Origin of the sequence: Streptomyces sp. SID3212, assembly GCF_009865405.1 — a bacterium.
GTDB lineage: Bacteria > Actinomycetota > Actinomycetes > Streptomycetales > Streptomycetaceae > Streptomyces.
The window spans coordinates 1-15,701 of record NZ_WWJY01000167.1; the positions used below are offsets into that span (position 1 = coordinate 1).

Consider the following 15,701-nt stretch of genomic DNA (forward strand, 5'->3'; position numbering starts at 1 on the left):
GGCGCGGGCCGGCGCGGCGGAGGCGGGTGCCCCGCGGACCGCTCCCGGCCGTGACCGCTACCTCGATCTGCTGCGCGGGGTCGCGCTGGTCCGCGTCGTGGTCTTCCACATCTTCGGGTGGGCCTGGCTGACGATCGTCTTCCCCTCGATGGGCGTGATGTTCGCGCTGGCGGGCTCGCTGATGGCCCGCTCGCTCTCGAACCGCACCCCGTGGAGCGTGATCCGGGGGCGGCTGCGCCGGCTGCTGCCGCCCATGTGGGCGTTCGCGGCGGTGGTCGTACCGGTGATCTTCCTGCTGGGCTGGGACCCGGCGCGGGAGGAGGGGATGTGGGGTCTGGCGAAGCTGGGCAACTACCTCCTGCCGCTGGGCGCGCCGCCGTACCCGTACGTGAGCGGGTCCGCGAGCGGCTGGCTGGAGGAGTCCTGGGCGGAGCAGGTGGTGGGACCGCTCTGGTACATCCGCGCGTACCTCTGGTTCGTCCTCGCGTCCCCCTTGCTGCTGTGGGCGTTCCGCAAGGTGCCGTGGGCGGCGCTGGCGTTCCCGCTCGTCCTCACCGCCGCGATCGAGACGGGCCTGCTGACGATCCCCGGCGAGACCGGCCTCGCGGTGACCGACTTCGCGGTGTACGGCGCCTGCTGGGTGCTCGGATTCGCCCACCAGGACGGGCTGTTCCGGCGGATCCCGCGCTATCTGACGGTCTCGTCGGCCGCGCTGCTCATGGCCTTCGGCCTGTGGTGGGCCTCGGGCCATCCGGGACCCGAGGGGTGGAACCTCGACGAGATGCCCCTCACCGAGGCGACCTGGTCGCTCGGGTTCGTGGCGATCCTGCTCCAGTACGCCCCGTCCTGGCGCGAACTCCCCGGCCGGCTGGCCCGGTTCGACCCGCTGGTCACCCTGGCCAACAACCGCGCCGTGACGATCTACCTCTGGCACAACCTGCTGATCATGGCGACCGTCCCGATGATCGACCAGCTCTGGAACATCCCGGGCATCGACGCGTTCTCGGCCGAACTGGACGCCTCGTACGGGGTGCTGACCCTGCTCCTGGTCTGGCCGCTGATCGCCCTGATGATCCTGGCGATGGGCTGGGTGGAGGACGTGGCGGCACGCCGCCGCCCACGGCTCTGGCCGACCTGACGCCGGTACGGGACCTGGGGGCGCGCGCCCGCTTCCGGCGCCCCGTGTCCCCCGTCTGTGTCCTCTGTCGCCCCGGCTACGGCCCGCCTCTGCCCGGACGCCCCGAAACGTACCGATCCTTGTGGAAGGACGGAAATGGACGGATCGGCACGAGGACGGAAGGCACATGCGAAAGTCGGAACAAGGCCGCGACCACCGGGGAGCGCGCGAGCGCGCGCTCCCCGGATGTGACGTCTGCGCCGCCCTGCTCAAGCAGCGGGCGGACGCGCGTCGGGTGGGCGACTACGGCGCGGCGCTCGCGTACGGCCGGGAGCTGGAGAACCACCCGCACCCGGCCGCCGCCCCCCGCTGACGGCCACGCCGTCCGCGCCGGGTCCGGCGTGCCGTCCGTGACCGTCTACATGTGGACGGCCTGGACGCCCTCCGGAGCCGGTTGCGGGCGGCCGCCCCGGTACATCACCAGGGCGAGCACCGCGCCGACGGCGAAGATGCCGGCCGACCACCAGTAGGCGGTCGAGTAGCTCTCCAGCTGCGCCTGGGCGAGCGCCCCCGGGGTCGGCTTCCGGTTCGACAGGTAGCTGGTCGCCGCGCTCGCCGCCAGCGTGCTCAGCAGCGCGGTGCCGATCGAACCGCCCACCTGCTGCATGGTGTTGACGGTCGCCGAGGCGACCCCCGCGTCCTCCACGGAGACCCCGGAGGTGGACACGCTCATCGCGGTCGGCATCACCAGGCCGAGTCCGAAGCCGATGACCAGCAGCGGCGGGAGCACATGGGCCGAGTAGGTGCTGCTCAGGTCGAGCGCGGTGAGCCACGCCATGCCGACGGCGGCCATCGCCATGCCCACCGGGACGATCGGCCGGGGGCCGTACTTCGGCAGCAGGGTGTTGGTGACCAGGGTCGCGGAGACCATCAGGATGCCGATCATCGGCAGGAAGGCGAGGCCGGTCTTGACCGGCGTGTAGTGCAGCGAGGCCTGGAGGTAGTAGGTCAGGAAGAGGAAGACCCCGAACATGCCCGCGCCGGAGATGGCGAGCATCGTGAAGGACGCCCCGCGGTCCCGGTCGAGCAGGACGCGCAGCGGCAGCAGGGGGCTCTTCGACCTGGTCTGCCACCAGGTGAACGCCGCCAGCAGCACCGCGCCGGCCAGCAGGAAGCCCCAGGTGAGCGGGGAGCTCCAGTCGTGCGTCTCCGCGTTGGAGAAGCCGTACACCAGTCCGAAGAGGCCGGTGGTGACCAGGACGGTGCCCGGCAGGTCCAGCTTCGGCCGGTCGGCCGGGGCGCCCTTGCGGAGGAAGACCAGGCCGCCGACGAAGGCGAACACGGCGAAGAAGAGGTTGACGTAGAGCGTCCAGCGCCAGTTCAGGTGCTCGGTGAGCAGGCCGCCGAGCAGCAGGCCGACGCCGCCGCCCGCGCCGCCGATGGCGCCGTAGATGCCGAAGGCCTTGGCGCGCTCCTTGGCCCCGGTGAAGGTCGTGTTGAGCAGGGCCAGCGCGGCCGGTGCGAGCATCGCGCCGAACACGCCCTGGAGGGCGCGGCCGGTGACCAGCACCTCGAAGTTCTGGGCAGCGCCGGCCAGGGCCGAGGCGGCGGCGAAGCCGGCGACGCCTATGAGGAAGACGATCCGGCGGCCGATGAGGTCGGCCAGGCGTCCGCCGAGGAGCAGCAGGCTGCCGAAGGCGAGCGCGTACGACGTGACGATCCACTGCCGGTTGTTGTCGTTGAAGCCGAGCGCCTGCTGGGCCGAGGGCAGGGCGATGTTCACGATGGTCGCGTCGAGGACGACCATCAGCTGGGCCAGCGCGATGACGGTCAGCACCCACCACCGGTGGTTCGCGCGCTCCGGCTTGTCCGTCTCCCGCGCCGTATCGGGCGGGACCTGCTTCTGCGGGGGTACGTCACCGACGGACGTGTCGGCGGGGGACTTGGCTGCCATGGGCCGGACTCCTGAAGTGGGACGACAGAGGAGAACGAAACTGTTTCGTACTCGACTGACCATAGGACCGCCCCGGCCGAAACGCAAAAGATTCACTGCCGGTGGCTACCTCCTCACGCCCTGGATGTGCGACGCTCCCGTTCGCGGATGTGCAACGCTCCAGGTCGCGGGGGTGGGGCGGGTCCGGGGTACGTTAGTAGTGTACGAAACAGTTTCGTTCGTTGGTGGAGGTGATCGGCCGTGGCAGGCACCAGGCTCAAGCCGGAGCGCGAGGCCGAGATGTACGGGGCGGTGCTCGACCTGTTGCGTGAGGTCGGGTACGACGCGCTGACGATGGACGCCGTCGCCGCCCGTACGCGCTCCAGCAAGGCCACGCTCTACCGCCAGTGGGGGAGCAAGCCCGAGCTGGTGGTCCGCGCCCTGCGGCACAACAAGCCCGCCGCGTTCCAGGAGATCGACACCGGATCGCTCCGCGGCGACTTCCACGCGATGGCCGAGCTCAGCGACGACTGCAAGATGGAGGAGGACGCCGCCCTGATGCGGAGCCTGCTCCACGTCGTGCACGCGAACCCCGATCTCCACAAGGCACTGCGCGAGCTGCTGGTCGAGCCGGAGATGACGGGGCTCGGCATACTGCTGCGACGCGCCGTGGACCGCGGCGAGCTGCCGGCGGACCATCCCGCGTTCCCCTTCGTCACCCACATGCTGGTGGGCGCGTTCGTCGCGCGGCAGCTCATCGAGGACAAGCCGGTCGACCGCGCGTTCCTCTCCGACTACCTCGACGCAGTGGTCCTCCCCGCCCTGGGCGTCTGATCCGCTGCCCGCCGCCCCTCACGCGGGCGGTATACCTTCGCCCGCCCGCGCCGGGACCCGTACGGATGCCGTACGAGCCCAGGCCCGCCGAGGTACCGGTCCGCCGCGCCCGTACGTAACACCGCCGACATCCCCGCGCACCGGGCCCGTCACGCACCCTTGGCAGGCTCGGCCGCCATCGACGGTGACGGGTGACGGACGAATGGCCGGAGAGGCATGGACGGACAACAGCACGGCCCCCTCTCGGGGTTCACGATCGGCGTCACGGCGGCCCGGCGGGCCGCCGAACTCGGTGAGCTGCTCCGGCGCCGCGGCGGCGCCGTCCTGCACGCGCCCGCCCTGCGGATCGTGCCGCCCGCCGACGACACCGAACTCCGCGCCGCCACCGAGGACGTGATCGCGCGCGCCCCGGACGTCGTCGTGGCGACCACGGCCGTCGGCCTCCGCGGCTGGCTGGAGGCCGCCGCCGGGTGGGGACGCGGGGAGGAACTCCTCGACCGGCTGCACGGCGCCGAGTTGCTCGCCCGCGGGCCCAAGGTCAGGGGCGCCGTCCGGGCCGCCGGGCTGGTCGAGGCGTGGTCACCGGCGTCCGAGTCCATGGCCGACGTGCTGGAACGGCTGCTCGGGGAGGGCGTCGAGGGCCGCAGGATCGCCGTACAGCTGCACGGCGAACCGCTGCCCGGATTCGCCGAGGCGCTGCGGGCCGGGGGCGCCGACGTCGTGCCCGTACCGGTCCACCGGTGGATGCCCCCGGCGGACCTCGGACCCCTCGACCGGCTGATCGACGCCACCGTCGCCCGCGCCGTGGACGCCGTCACCTTCACCAGCGCGCCCGCCGCCGCCTCGCTGCTCGCCCGCGCCGAACACCGCGGCCGGCTGGCCGACCTCCTCGACGCCCTCCACCACGACGTGCCGGCGGCCTGCGTGGGACCGGTCACCGCGCTGCCGCTCCAGGCGCGGGGCATCGACACCCTCCAGCCCGACCGCTTCCGCATGGGCCCCCTCGTCGACGTGCTCTGCGCCGAACTGCCCGCCCGCGCCCGTACGTTGCCGGTCGCCGGACGGCGTGTGGAGATACGGGGCCACGCCGTCCTGGTCGACGGCGACCTGCGTCCCGTACCCCCGGCGGGCATGGCGCTGCTGCACGCGCTGACCCGGCGGCCGGGGTGGGTGGTCTCGCGCGGGGAGCTGCTGCGGGCGCTGCCCGGCGCGGGGCGCGACGAACACGCGGTGGAGACGGCGATGGCCCGCCTCAGGACCGCGCTGGGCGCCCCGAAGCTGATCCACACGGTGGTCAAACGCGGATACCGGCTGGCGCTGGACCCGTCCGCCGACACCAAGTACGGGACCGGCTGACAACACGGCGTGCCGGTAGCAGGGGTTCCGGACGCGCCTCGGGGCAGGCACTCTGAGAGGACGGCGCGGCGACGGCGCTCACCGGTGAACCCCGAGGCGGTGACAGGCACATGGCGGCGGGCATGGGCTCGTACGAGTGGCGGTTCGACTCAGGACGGGTCTGTCTGGACCTGGTCGCGACCGGGGAACCCGCACCCAGAGGCGCCGAGCGGGCCGAGCGGCTCGACCGGGTGGAGCGCCTGGAGCGGTGGCTGGTCGGCTCGGGACTGGTGCCGGAGGGCACCGCGCTCGTCGCCGTCGACGCCGGCTGGGTCGGGCGGTTCGCGGAGCTGCGCGAGGGCATCGACCTGCTGGTGCGGGCCGAGATCGAGGGGTACGACGCCGGGGGCGCGCTGGAGCGGGTCAACGCGCTGGCCGCCGGGGCACCGCCCGGGATCAGGGCCGTACGGGACGAGGACGGCGCTCTGGTACGGGTGCTGGCCGGCGAGCCCGGGTGCGAGGCGCTCCTCGCGGCGATCGCGCGGGACGCCGTGGACCTGCTCACCGACCCCGCCGCCCGGTCCCGGCTGCGGCAGTGCGACGGCGACAGCTGCCGGCGGATGTACCTCGACACCTCGCGCGGCCGGCGGCGGCGCTGGTGCTCCAGCGAGGTCTGCGGCAACCGCGAGCGGGTCGCGCGCCACCGGCGCAGGGCCGCCACGGTGCTCTGACATGATGGCCGGGCGACGAGGAAGAAGATTTTTAAACTTTCTCACTCCTCGTTGAGTGAACCCTCCCACCGTGACCGTAGTGATGCATGAGAAGCAGCCATGAAGGTCTCGACCGGGAGGTTCCAGGTGCGCAAGGATGCGGCCGTGGCCGATGACCGTCCTCACCGGGCCCGACACCGGAGCGAGGCACCCCGTACCGACTCTTCCTCAGCACCTGACGAAGAGCTGATGCGCGCCCTCTACCGGGAACACGCCGGACCGTTGCTCGCCTACGTACTGCGTCTGGTCGCAGGCGATCGGCAGCGGGCCGAGGACGTCGTGCAGGAGACGCTCATCCGTGCCTGGAAGAACGCCGGTCAGCTCAACAGGGCGACCGGCTCTGTCCGACCCTGGCTGGTGACGGTCGCCCGGCGTATCGTCATCGACGGTCACCGCAGCCGGCAGGCCCGGCCACAAGAGGTCGATCCGTCGCCGCTGGAGGTCATGCCCGCGGAGGACGAGATCGACAAGGCGTTGTGGCTGATGACGCTCTCAGATGCGCTCGATGATTTGACCCCTGCCCATAGGGAAGTGCTCGTAGAGACGTACTTCAAGGGTCGTACGGTCAACGAGGCCGCAGAGACGCTCGGCATACCCAGCGGGACCGTGCGTTCACGTGTGTTCTACGCACTGCGTTCCATGAAGCTCGCGCTGGAGGAGAGGGGGGTCTCCGCATGACCACGCACGATCAGTACGGACCGGGCGACGACAGCGCGGTGCACGAAACCGTCGGCGCGTACGTCCTGGGCGTTCTGGACGACGCCGAGGCCACCGCCTTCGAGGAGCACCTGGCCGGCTGCCAGATCTGCGCCGTCCACCTGGAGGAGTTCTCCGGGATGGAGCCGATGCTGGCCATGCTCGCGGACGGACCCGGGGCGTTCGGCGCGCCCGGTGCCGCCGGCGGCGGGTCGGTCGTGCAGGGTGCCTTCGGGCAGGCCCCGCCCGGGGCGTCCCCCTTCGGACAGCTGCCCTTCGGACAGGCCGGGGCCTCCGGGCGCCTGGACCCGTTCGCGCAGCTGCCGGCCCCGCCCTCGCGGCAGGCGACCCCCAGCGTGTCCGTACAGCCGAGCCCGCAGCTCCTCGACCGGCTGGTCGACGAGGTCGCGGCTAAACGCGCCAAGCGCAAGCGCCGGGGCATGTACCTGGTCGCGGCGGCTGCCGCGCTGATCGTCGGAGGACCGCTCGCGGCCGTGGTCGCGACCTCCGACGACGGCAAGACGGGCAATGTGGCGGTGGGTGAGCCGAGTCCGTCGGTCGACACGGCGAACACGGCCAAGGCCGCCTTCGCCGGGATGGCCGACAAGGTCACGGCGACCGACCCGACCACCAAGGTCACCGCCACCGTCGCCATGGGGGAGAAGGGCTGGGGCACCGACACGGTGCTGGAGCTCAAGAACCTCAAAGGCCCGGAGAAGTGCAGCCTGATCGCCGTCTCCAAGACCGGCGAGGAGGAGACCACCAGCTCCTGGACGGTCCCCGCGTGGGGGTACGGCATCCCGGACGGGCCGAACAAGTGGTCCAGGGCGCCCCTGTACGTCCACGGCGGTACGGCCATGCAGGCCAAGGACATCGATCACTTCGAGGTCCGGACGTTCGACGGCAAGTCACTGGTGAAGGTCGACGCCTGACACAGCCGCCCCCTTCGCGTACGGTTGACGGCTGCCCGTTGCACGTCACGAAGGGGGCCTCGGTGGCCGCGCAGGATGCCGCTGTTGAATCCGCTGGACCCGCTGTAGATCCCGGACGCGACACGGGGAACGACTCCGTACGCGACCGGGAGATCGGCGTCGAACAGCACCATCTGGATCAGGTGTACCGCCGCCTCGAGGAGAAGATCCACGAGGCGGAGTTCCTGATGAACGACGCCGCCAAACGGGGGCAGGTCGGTACGCCGGGCGCCCTCGCCGAGCGCGACGCACAGGTTTTCCGGGCCGGGATCCACCTCAACCGGCTCAACAACGAGTTCGAGGACTTCCTCTTCGGGCGGATCGACCTGCTGCCCGGCAAGGACGGCAAGAAGGGCCCGGACGGCGCGTACACCTCGGTCGACCCGGCCGACGACGCCATCAGGGCCGATCTGACCGCCGACATCGCCGAGACGCTGCACATCGGCCGGATCGGGGTCCTCGACTCCGACTACTCGCCGCTGGTCATCGACTGGCGGGCGCCGGCCGCCGCGCCCTTCTACCGCGCCACCCCGGTCGATCCCGGCCGGGTCGTGCGCCGGCGCGTGATCCGCTCCAAGGGCCGTCGGGTCCTGGGGGTCGAGGACGACCTGATGCGCCCCCGGCTGACCGCCTCGCTGGACGGCCGCGCCCTGGCCGTCATCGGGGACGGCGCGCTGATGGCGGCGCTGGGCCAGGCCCGCAGCCACACCATGCGCGACATCGTCTCCTCCATCCAGGCGGAGCAGGACCTGGTGATCCGCGCCCCCGCCGCCTCCGTCACCGAGGTGTCGGGCGGGCCCGGCACGGGAAAGACGGCGGTCGCGCTGCACCGGGCCGCGTACCTGCTCTACCAGGACCGGCGGCGGTACGCGGGCGGCATCCTGATCGTCTCGCCGACGCCGCTGCTCGTCGCGTACACGGAAGGCGTGCTGCCGTCCCTGGGCGAGGAGGGCCAGGTCGCGATCCGCGCGGTCGGCTCCCTGGTGGACGGCGCCGAGGCCACGGCGTACGACGAACCGGCCGTCGCCCGTGTCAAGGGTTCGGCCAGGATGCTGAAGGTGCTGCGTACAGCGGTCAGGGGGGCCCTGGAGCCCTCCGCGCATCCCGGTGGGTCCGGCGGGGCGGCGGGAGGGCGGGCAGGGGCGCAGGAGGGCCGGGGCGGCCGTGACCGGCGCCGGGGCGGTGGTCCCCGTACGGGACAGCTCGCCTTCGGTGAGGAATCCGCCGCGGACTCCGGCGGGGAGGGCGGGCCCGAGGACGGCACGCGCACCCCGGCCGTACGGACCGACCTGCTGCGGGTCGTCGCCTTCGGGCGGCGCCTGGAGCTGGACGCCGACGAACTGAACCGCGTACGGCAGTCCGCGCTCAGCGGTACCGCCCCCGTGAACCTGCTGCGCCCGCGCGCCAGGAAGCTCCTCCTGGACGCCCTGTGGTCCAAGTCGGGCGCCGCGGCCCGGGCCGGGGAGTACGCGTCGAGGGGGGACGCGGAACTCGCCGCCGAGCTGCGCGGCGGCTTCGACGAGGACGTCGCGTCCGAGGACAGCTTCATCGAATTCCTGGACGCCTGGTGGCCCGAGCTGACCCCGCGCGGGGTGCTCGCCGCCATGGCGGACGAGCGGCGCCTCGGCCGCTGGAGCCGGCGGGTCCTCAACCAGGGCGAGAACCGCCGGCTGGCCCGTTCGCTCCGGCGGCTGGGCGCCGACGGCAAGGGACCGCTGTCCGTGCACGACGTGGCACTCCTCGACGAACTGGAGACCCTCCTGGGCTCGCCGCCGCGTCCCAGGAAGCAGCGCCGTGAGCTCGACCCGCTGGACCAGCTCACCGGTCTGGAGGAGCTGATGCCGCAGCGCGAGGAGACCCAGCGCGAGCGGGCCGAGCGGCTGGCTGCGGAGCGCACGGAGTACGCGCACGTCATCGTCGACGAGGCGCAGGACCTGACGCCGATGCAGTGGCGCATGGTCGGCCGCCGGGGCCGGCACGCCACCTGGACGGTCGTGGGCGACGCGGCGCAGTCGTCCTGGACGGATCCCGACGAGGCGGCGGAGGCCAGGGACGAGGCGCTGGGGAACCGCCCGCGCCGCCGCTTCACCCTGACCGTCAACTACCGCAACCCGGCCGAGATCGCCGAGCTGGCCGCGAAGGTGCTGGCGCTCGCCATGCCCGGGATGGAGTCGCCGTCCGCGGTGCGCTCCACCGGCGTACGCCCGCGCTTCACCGTCGTACGGGACGGCGATCTCGCCGCGACCGTACGGGCGGAGGCGCGGGACCTGCTGGAGCGGGTCGACGGCACGGTCGGCGTGGTCGTGGCCATGAACCGCCGTGAGCAGGCGGCCCGCTGGCTGGCCGAACTGGGGCCGCGGGTGGTGGCGCTGGGCAGCCTGGAGGCCAAGGGCCTGGAGTACGACGCGACGGTCGTCGTCTCCCCGGCGGAGATCGCCGACGAGTCCCCGGCCGGGCTGCGGGTGTTGTACGTGGCGCTCACCCGGGCGACGCAGCAGCTCACGGTCGTGTCGGGGCTCCGGGACGAGCCCGACGCGGAGGGGGTGCCGGACCTGCTCCGGGATTGATTCCCGGTCAACTCGTCAGGAAGGAATCACTTTCGGGAGTGGTTTGTTAGCCTGGTCATGGCACCGACCCGATCCAAGCCCCCGGGCCCAACCTTCGTCGCCTAGAGCGACCTCTTGCCGCGAGGCGAGCATGGCGGGTCGGTGCCGCCTTTACTTCCGGTTTCTCTCGTCGTTCTCCGGTTTCCCTCGTCGTTCGACGAGCCCCGGCACATTGAGTTCATTGAGTTCTCCGCCGAGTCCGGCGACGGGGTTTCCGTTCAGCGGGCCTTCACCGATGGTTGGTGGGGGCCTGCTTCTGTTGGCGGGACCGCTTGTTACGCTCACCCGCCTGATGGAAGGCACCTTCCACGGACGCGGGGGACGCGGGACCTTTACCGGCTACGCGCCGGTAGGTGCGACCATCGGTACGCGCGTCGGGCCCAGCGCTCCGACGCGCGACGGTGCCTTTCGAACAAAAGCCAGTGAAAGCAGAGGAACACGGTCATGGCAACGGCGCCAAGCGTCTCGTACTCGATGACGGTCAGGCTGGAGGTCCCCGCGAGCGGGACGGCTGTGTCCCAGCTGACCACGGCCGTGGAATCCTCCGGTGGCTCGGTGACCGGTCTGGACGTGACCGCGTCCGGCCACGAGAAGCTGCGGATCGACGTCACGATCGCGGCGACCTCCACCGGGCACGCGGAACAGATCGTCGAGCAGCTGCGCGGCATCGAGGGCGTCACCCTCGGCAAGGTCTCCGACCGTACGTTCCTGATGCACCTCGGCGGCAAGATCGAGATGCAGTCCAAGCATCCCATCCGCAACCGTGACGACCTCTCGATGATCTACACCCCGGGGGTCGCCCGGGTCTGCATGGCGATCGCCAGGAACCCCGAGGACGCCCGCCGCCTCACCATCAAGCGCAACTCCGTCGCGGTCGTCACGGACGGCTCCGCGGTGCTGGGCCTGGGCAACATCGGCCCGATGGCCGCGCTGCCCGTGATGGAGGGCAAGGCGGCCCTGTTCAAGCGCTTCGCCGGCATCGACGCCTGGCCGATCTGCCTGGACACGCAGGACACCGACGCCATCGTCGAGATCGTCAAGGCGATCGCCCCCGGCTTCGCGGGCATCAACCTGGAGGACATCTCCGCGCCCCGCTGCTTCGAGATCGAGGCGCGGCTGCGCGAGGCGCTGGACATCCCGGTCTTCCACGACGACCAGCACGGCACGGCGATCGTGGTGCAGGCCGCGCTGACCAACGCGCTGCGGGTGGTCGGCAAGGGCATCGGTGACGTACGGGTCGTCATGTCCGGCGCGGGCGCCGCCGGTACGGCCATCCTCAAGCTGCTCATCGCGGCCGGCGTCAAGCACGCCGTCGTCGCCGACATCCACGGCGTCGTGCACGCGGGCCGCGAGGACCTGGTCGAGGCCGCCGCCGAGTCGCCGCTGCGCTGGATCGCCGACAACACCAACCCGGAGGGCGTCACCGGCACCCTCAAGGAGGCCGTCGTCGGCGCGGACGTGTTCATCGGCGTCTCCGCCCCGAACGTGCTGGACGGCGACGACGTCAAGGCGATGGCCGACAAGGCGATCGTCTTCGCGCTCGCGAATCCGGACCCGGAGGTCGACCCGGCGGTCGCCCGCGAGTCGGCGGCCGTGGTGGCCACGGGACGCTCCGACTTCCCCAACCAGATCAACAACGTGCTGGTCTTCCCCGGCGTCTTCCGCGGCCTGCTGGACGCGCAGTCGAGGACGGTCAACACGGAGATGATGCTGGCCGCGGCGACCGCCCTGGCGGACGTCGTCACCGAGGACGAGCTGAACCCGAACTACATCGTTCCCTCGGTCTTCAACGACAAGGTCGCGTCGTCCGTCGCCGGTGCCGTACGCGACGCGGCGAAGGCCGCCGGGGTGACGGTGTCACCCTCCGTGTCGGCGACGTCCGTCTGAGCGTCTGCCCGGGGAACGTCACGGACGGTCCGCCCTGTGCCCGGCGCGTCGCGATTCGCCGGGCGTCACGGCCCCCTCTAGGGTGGCGGACCATGGGCCCCGCCGCTCCAGTGAGGTTTTCAGGGCCTCCGGGGGGCCCAAAGGGCGGCCAAGGCTCCAAGGAGTCTCCACAGAGTCGACGGAACGTCACGACGACGAGGCAGTGGCGCTTTTCGTGTGACTCCGGAGGGTGCCGGATTGGCTTTCCCGCCGCTGGTGGGGGCAGGATGCGTATTCGGGCGCGAGGGTCTGTCAGCAGACCCGGGTCCGGGGACTGTCCGAGGGCCCTGGCAGCATCGGCTTCGATCTCACGCCTCACAGGCAAGAAGAACACGGGAGTAACAACATGAACCGCAGTGAGCTGGTGGCCGCCCTGGCCGACCGCGCCGAGGTGACCCGCAAGGACGCCGACGCCGTGCTGGCCGCTCTCGCCGAGACCGTCGGCGAGATCGTCGCCAAGGGCGACGAGAAGGTCACCATCCCCGGCTTCCTGACCTTCGAGCGCACCCACCGTGCCGCTCGGACCGCTCGTAACCCGCAGACCGGCGACCCGATCCAGATCCCGGCCGGTTACAGCGTGAAGGTCTCCGCGGGCTCCAAGCTCAAGGAAGCCGCCAAGGGCAAGTAACACCCACAGGCGAACAAGCACGGCACAGGGGCGGCCATCCAACCGGATGGCCGCCCCTGTGTTGTCCCCCGGGACACCGGACCGACGCCCTGTGTTGTCCCCCAGAAGGCCACAGACCGGGCGTGTACGGCCCAGAACACCCCGGTGCGCCCGATGGCCCCGCCCGGAGGGGCGAGGCCATCAGCGCCGTACAGAGGGATTCCGCTGGCATGTGCCCCCGGCGGGAGGAGCGCGGGTCGGACGGGGGACGTGCGTCGGACGAGAGAGACGTGCGTCAGACGAGCGAGCCGCCCGGCAGCTCGACCTTCGCGCCCAGCTCGGTGAGCTTGTCCATGAAGTTCTCGTAACCGCGGTTGATCAGGTCGATGCCGTGCACCCGGGAGGTGCCCTGCGCCGCCAGCGCCGCGATCAGGTACGAGAAGCCGCCGCGCAGGTCGGGGATGACCAGATCGGCGCCCTGGAGCTTCGTGGGGCCCGACACGACGGCCGAGTGCAGGAAGTTCCGCTGGCCGAAGCGGCAGTCCGAGCCGCCCAGGCACTCCCGGTAGAGCTGGATGTGCGCGCCCATCTGGTTGAGCGCCGAGGTGAAGCCGAGCCGCGACTCGTACACCGTCTCGTGCACGATGGACAGCCCCGACGCCTGCGTCAGCGCCACCACCAGCGGCTGCTGCCAGTCGGTCTGGAAGCCGGGGTGGACGTCCGTCTCCAGGGCGATCGCGTTCAGGGAGCCGCCCGGGTGCCAGAACCGGATGCCCTCGTCGTCGATCTCGAAGGCGCCGCCGACCTTGCGGTACGTGTTGAGGAAGGTCATCATCGACCGCTGCTGCGCGCCGCGGACGTAGATGTTCCCCTCGGTGGCCAGCGCGGCGGACGCCCAGGAGGCGGCCTCCAGCCGGTCGGGGATGGCGCGGTGCGTGTAGCCGTCGAGCCGGTCGACACCGGTGATCCGGATCGTCCGGTCGGTGTCCATGGAGATGATCGCGCCCATCTTCTGGAGCACGCAGATCAGATCCTCGATCTCCGGCTCCACCGCGGCGTTCGACAGCTCCGTGACGCCTTCGGCCAGGACGGCCGTCAGCAGCACCTGCTCCGTCGAGCCGACCGAGGGGTACGGCAGCCTGATCTTCGTGCCGCGCAGCCGCTGCGGGGCCTCCAGGTACTGGCCGTCCGCGCGCTTCTCGATCGTCGCGCCGAACTGGCGCAGCACGTCGAAGTGGAAGTCGATCGGCCGGCCGCCGATGTCGCAGCCGCCCAGACCGGGGATGAAGGCGTGCCCGAGCCGGTGCAGCAGCGGGCCGCAGAACAGGATCGGGATGCGCGACGAGCCCGCGTGCGCGTCGATGTCGGCGACGTTGGCGCTCTCGACGTACGTCGGGTCGAGGATCAGCTCGCCCGGTTCGTCACCCGGGCGGACGGTGACGCCGTGCAGCTGGAGCAGTCCCCGTACGACCCGTACGTCACGGATGTCCGGTACGTTGCGCAACCGGCTGGGGCCGCTGCCGAGCAGTGCGGCGACCATGGCCTTCGGCACCAGGTTCTTCGCACCGCGAACGCGGATCTCACCCTCCAGCGGGGTTCCGCCGTGGACAAGCATTACATCGTCTTTGACGGTCATGAATCTCGCGTTCCGGAGTGGGCGGGCAGGTGGCCAAGCAAAAGGGTAAGGGGCCGGGGCCCCTGCCCCGTAAGGGCGAGGGCGTCCCGGACTCGTAATGAATCCGGCAGGACACGTTCCGTTCCGCGTTCCTCGCGGAGGGTCACCGTCCCATTTTCCCGCCGCGTGGTGTCCGAGCCGCCCCGGTGCGTCGTGAGCTGCGTCTGCGCTCACTCTGCCGCGCGGGGCCCGTACGGGGCGATTGTGCGAGATCATGTGTCGCATGACCGAGGTGTCCTCGCTCACAGGGCGGTTGCTGGTCGCGACACCCGCGCTGGCGGACCCGAATTTCGATCGCGCTGTTGTGCTGCTGCTCGACCACGACGAGGAGGGTTCCCTCGGCGTGGTCCTCAACAGGCCCACGCCCGTGGACGTCGGGGACATCCTGGAGTCCTGGGCGGACCACGCGGGGGAGCCCGGGGTGGTGTTCCAGGGCGGTCCCGTCTCGCTCGACTCCGCGCTCGGACTCGCCGTCATCCCCGGCGACGAGGGGCCGCTCGGCTGGCGCAGGGTGTACGGGGCGATCGGCCTGGTCGACCTGGAGACCCCGCCCGAGCTGCTCGTACGGGCGCTGGGCTCACTGCGGATCTTCGCCGGGTACGCGGGCTGGGGACCGGGGCAGCTGGAGGCCGAGCTGGCCGAAGGGGCGTGGTACGTGGTCGAGTCGGAGCCGGGCGACGTCTCGTCGCCGCGCCCCGAGGGACTGTGGCGGGCGGTGCTGCGCAGGCAGCGCGGTGAACTGGCGATGGTGGCCACCTACCCCGACGATCCCTCGTTGAACTGAGGACCGGACCGAGGACCGAACCGGGGCCGCGGCCCCGGTGAGGGGTGCACGGGAGCGATGCGTGAGCGAATGGTTCCGGAGAGCGGGGACCCGGAGCCTCCGTCCGGCCCTCTTCGTGGGTACCCTTGGCGCTCATGAGCACTCTTGAGCCCGAGCGCGGGGCAGGGACGGGCACCCTCGTGGAGCCGGCACCACAGGTGTCGCACGGCGACGGCGACCACGAGCGCTTCGCCCACTACGTCCAGAAGGACAAGATCATGGCGAGTGCCCTCGACGGCACTCCGGTGGTCGCACTGTGCGGGAAGGTCTGGGTACCGGGGCGCGACCCCAAGAAGTACCCGGTCTGCCCGATGTGCAAGGAGATCTACGAGTCCATGGGTCCCGGCGGGGACAAGGACAAGGACAAGGGCGGCAAGGACAAGAGCAAGAAGTAGCCTCTGGTCCTGT

General features: G+C 71.4%; 14 protein-coding genes. 12 read left to right on the forward strand and 2 right to left on the reverse strand.

Going from position 1 to position 15,701, the window contains the following annotated elements:
• Both GT042_RS04430 and GT042_RS04435 read left to right on the forward strand, forming a co-directional pair.
• Positions 1 to 1,138 (forward strand): acyltransferase (locus GT042_RS04430; RefSeq protein ID WP_161307373.1); only part of this gene is annotated, 1,138 nt, incomplete at its 5' end.
• 166 nt (positions 1,139 to 1,304) lie between these two features.
• Entirely contained in the window at positions 1,305 to 1,490 is a 186-nt protein-coding gene (locus tag GT042_RS04435; RefSeq protein WP_161307374.1) for a hypothetical protein, read from the forward strand.
• Positions 1,491 to 1,535: 45 nt separating this feature from the next.
• On the opposite strand, the gene GT042_RS04440 is transcribed toward GT042_RS04435, so the two are convergent.
• Positions 1,536 to 3,071 carry an MFS transporter gene (locus GT042_RS04440; protein WP_161307375.1) on the reverse strand — a complete coding sequence of 512 codons (1,536 nt, stop codon included), beginning with the start codon at positions 3,069 to 3,071 and terminating at the stop codon, positions 1,536 to 1,538.
• A gap of 240 nt (positions 3,072 to 3,311) precedes the next feature.
• Here GT042_RS04440 and GT042_RS04445 point away from each other — a divergent pair, with 240 nt between their 5' ends.
• The 8 genes from GT042_RS04445 (at position 3,312) to GT042_RS04480 (ending at position 12,816) form a co-directional block, all read left to right on the forward strand.
• Positions 3,312 to 3,884, forward strand: a complete 573-nt coding sequence (locus GT042_RS04445; RefSeq protein ID WP_161307376.1) for a TetR/AcrR family transcriptional regulator — start codon at positions 3,312 to 3,314, stop codon at positions 3,882 to 3,884.
• 216 nt (positions 3,885 to 4,100) lie between these two features.
• Positions 4,101 to 5,240, forward strand: a complete 1,140-nt coding sequence (locus GT042_RS04450) for a uroporphyrinogen-III synthase (RefSeq protein WP_161307377.1) — start codon at positions 4,101 to 4,103, stop codon at positions 5,238 to 5,240.
• Between the two features lie 110 nt (positions 5,241 to 5,350).
• Positions 5,351 to 5,950: an ABATE domain-containing protein gene (locus tag GT042_RS04455; RefSeq protein WP_161307378.1), complete on the forward strand. Its 600-nt coding sequence runs from the start codon at positions 5,351 to 5,353 to the stop codon at positions 5,948 to 5,950.
• A gap of 99 nt (positions 5,951 to 6,049) precedes the next feature.
• Positions 6,050 to 6,667, forward strand: coding sequence for a sigma-70 family RNA polymerase sigma factor (locus GT042_RS04460; protein WP_161307379.1), 618 nt, complete (start codon positions 6,050 to 6,052; stop codon positions 6,665 to 6,667).
• The gene (locus tag GT042_RS04465; protein WP_161307380.1) at positions 6,664 to 7,617 is read left to right on the forward strand and encodes a zf-HC2 domain-containing protein; all 954 of its coding nucleotides are present in this window, start codon (positions 6,664 to 6,666) and stop codon (positions 7,615 to 7,617) included. Before GT042_RS04460 ends, GT042_RS04465 begins: the two co-directional genes overlap by 4 nt.
• A 152-nt stretch (positions 7,618 to 7,769) precedes the next feature.
• On the forward strand, positions 7,770 to 10,223 hold the full coding sequence (locus GT042_RS04470) for a UvrD-helicase domain-containing protein (RefSeq protein ID WP_345943682.1): 2,454 nt from the start codon (positions 7,770 to 7,772) through the stop codon (positions 10,221 to 10,223).
• A gap of 483 nt (positions 10,224 to 10,706) precedes the next feature.
• Entirely contained in the window at positions 10,707 to 12,149 is a 1,443-nt protein-coding gene (locus GT042_RS04475; protein WP_161307382.1) for an NAD-dependent malic enzyme, read from the forward strand.
• A 385-nt stretch (positions 12,150 to 12,534) separates the two neighbouring features.
• A complete protein-coding gene (locus GT042_RS04480) occupies positions 12,535 to 12,816 on the forward strand; it encodes an HU family DNA-binding protein (RefSeq protein ID WP_003954777.1) in 282 nt (93 codons plus the stop codon).
• Positions 12,817 to 13,090: 274 nt separating this feature from the next.
• Here GT042_RS04480 and murA read toward each other — a convergent pair whose 3' ends face one another.
• Positions 13,091 to 14,431, reverse strand: a complete 1,341-nt coding sequence (gene murA / locus GT042_RS04485; RefSeq protein WP_161307383.1) for a UDP-N-acetylglucosamine 1-carboxyvinyltransferase — start codon at positions 14,429 to 14,431, stop codon at positions 13,091 to 13,093.
• Between the two features lie 262 nt (positions 14,432 to 14,693).
• Between murA and GT042_RS04490 the strand changes: the two genes are divergently transcribed.
• Entirely contained in the window at positions 14,694 to 15,254 is a 561-nt protein-coding gene (locus tag GT042_RS04490) for a YqgE/AlgH family protein (RefSeq protein WP_161307384.1), read from the forward strand.
• 134 nt (positions 15,255 to 15,388) lie between these two features.
• The gene (locus GT042_RS04495; RefSeq protein WP_161307385.1) at positions 15,389 to 15,688 is read left to right on the forward strand and encodes a DUF3039 domain-containing protein; all 300 of its coding nucleotides are present in this window, start codon (positions 15,389 to 15,391) and stop codon (positions 15,686 to 15,688) included.
• The last annotated feature ends 13 nt before the right edge of the window (positions 15,689 to 15,701 follow it).

Excerpts from the sequence above, each read along its gene's own strand:
- GT042_RS04490 (WP_161307384.1), top strand. The coding sequence starts at position 14,694 with ATGACCGAGGTGTCCTCGCTCACAGGGCGGTTGCTGGTCGCGACACCC.
- GT042_RS04475 (WP_161307382.1), top strand. The coding sequence starts at position 10,707 with ATGGCAACGGCGCCAAGCGTCTCGTACTCGATGACGGTCAGGCTGGAG.
- GT042_RS04495 (WP_161307385.1), top strand. The coding sequence starts at position 15,389 with ATGAGCACTCTTGAGCCCGAGCGCGGGGCAGGGACGGGCACCCTCGTG.
- GT042_RS04455 (WP_161307378.1), top strand. The coding sequence starts at position 5,351 with ATGGCGGCGGGCATGGGCTCGTACGAGTGGCGGTTCGACTCAGGACGG.
- murA (WP_161307383.1), bottom strand. The coding sequence starts at position 14,431 with ATGACCGTCAAAGACGATGTAATGCTTGTCCACGGCGGAACCCCGCTG.
- GT042_RS04465 (WP_161307380.1), top strand. The coding sequence starts at position 6,664 with ATGACCACGCACGATCAGTACGGACCGGGCGACGACAGCGCGGTGCAC.
- GT042_RS04435 (WP_161307374.1), top strand. The coding sequence starts at position 1,305 with ATGCGAAAGTCGGAACAAGGCCGCGACCACCGGGGAGCGCGCGAGCGC.
- GT042_RS04480 (WP_003954777.1), top strand. The coding sequence starts at position 12,535 with ATGAACCGCAGTGAGCTGGTGGCCGCCCTGGCCGACCGCGCCGAGGTG.
- GT042_RS04460 (WP_161307379.1), top strand. The coding sequence starts at position 6,050 with ATGAAGGTCTCGACCGGGAGGTTCCAGGTGCGCAAGGATGCGGCCGTG.
- GT042_RS04440 (WP_161307375.1), bottom strand. The coding sequence starts at position 3,071 with ATGGCAGCCAAGTCCCCCGCCGACACGTCCGTCGGTGACGTACCCCCG.
- GT042_RS04450 (WP_161307377.1), top strand. The coding sequence starts at position 4,101 with ATGGACGGACAACAGCACGGCCCCCTCTCGGGGTTCACGATCGGCGTC.